Source organism: Streptomyces sp. NPDC002306, assembly GCF_053593435.1.
In genome coordinates this window covers 1-1,346 of the sequence record NZ_JBSFCK010000145.1, presented here as the reverse complement: position 1 = coordinate 1,346, position 1,346 = coordinate 1, and the positions used below count along the sequence as shown (strand labels likewise).

At 64.7% G+C, this 1,346-nt stretch carries 1 protein-coding gene; it reads right to left on the bottom strand.

Annotated features, from left to right (window positions below; all coding sequences use genetic code 11):
* Positions 1-1,308, bottom strand: a 1,308-nt coding sequence (locus tag ACWCQK_RS42505; RefSeq protein ID WP_451164628.1) for a condensation domain-containing protein, incomplete at its 3' end; no start/stop codon positions are given.
* Between the last annotated feature and the right edge of the window lie 38 nt (positions 1,309-1,346).

Sequence of the window (1,346 nt, the reverse complement as noted above, 5' to 3'; positions counted from 1 at the left end):
ACGATAAGCCAGCGACACATCCTTCGCGAGCGGCCCCATCGACCACCCGTCACCCGCGATGTGATGCACCACCAGCACCAACACAAACTCATCAGCCCTCAACCGCAACAGCCGACCGCGCACCGGAATGTCGCAGGCCAGATCAAACGCGTACCCGGCCGCCTCCGACACCGCCGCCGCCACATCCGCCTCAGCCACGTCCACCAACGGCACACCCACCAACACCGCATCCGGCTCAAGGACATGCTGGCTCGGGTGGCCGTCAACCACCGGGAACACCGTGCGCAGCACCTCGTGCCGGCCCACCACATCGTTCAACGCCGCCGCAAGCGCAGCCGCATCGACCACCCCCGACATCCGCAGCACCAACGGAATGTTGTACGTCGGACTCGGACCCTCCAACTGCCCCAAGAACCACAACCGCTGCTGCGCAAACGACAACGGCACCAACTCCGGACGGGGCCGCACCCCCAGTGTCGAGCGCGAGGGTGACGCTGTTGCCAGGTGGGACGCAATCTTGGCAACAGTTGGTGCCTCGAACACTGTCCGGATCGGAACCTCTACACCAAAAGCAGTTCGGATACGGCTGACGAGTCGGGTGGCCAGGAGCGAGTGACCGCCCAGTTCGAAGAAGTTGTCGTCGACGCCTATTTCATCGATGTTGAGGATTTCGCCAAAGATCTGGCTGAGCTTTTCCTCCTGTGCCGTGCTGGCGATGCGCCGCATGCTGGCTGTGGTGTATGTGGGTGTGGGGAGTGCTTTGCGGTCGAGTTTGCCGTTGACGGTCAAGGGCAGCGCGTCGAGGGTGACGATCGCTGACGGGACCATGTATTCGGGCAGGTGTGTGTGCAGGGCGGCCCGGATGCCGGCGGTGTCGAGTGCGGGTACGGGCAGTTCGGGGCTGTCGGCTGCCGGGGTCACGTAGCCGATGATCCGCTTGTCGCCGGGAGTGTCCTCACGAACGATGACGGCAGCCTGTGCGATGCCCGGCTGCGCCAGGAGTACGGCTTCGATCTCGCCGAGTTCGATACGGAAACCGCGTACCTTGACCTGATCGTCCGTGCGGCCCAGATACTCGAGCTCCCCGTCGGCATTCCACTTCACCAGGTCACCGGTGCGATACATCCGCCCACCCGCGCCACCGAAGGGGTTCGCCACGAACCGTTCCGCCGACAGTCCCGCACGCCCCACATAGCCACGGGCCAACTGGACTCCGGCCAGATACAGCTCACCGGGAACACCCGCCGGCACCGGCTGCAGCCTGCCGTCCAGAACGAACACCCTCGTGTTCCACACAGGCCGGCCGATCGGAACCGTCGAGGGAGGAACCGACTTGTCCCACGTCC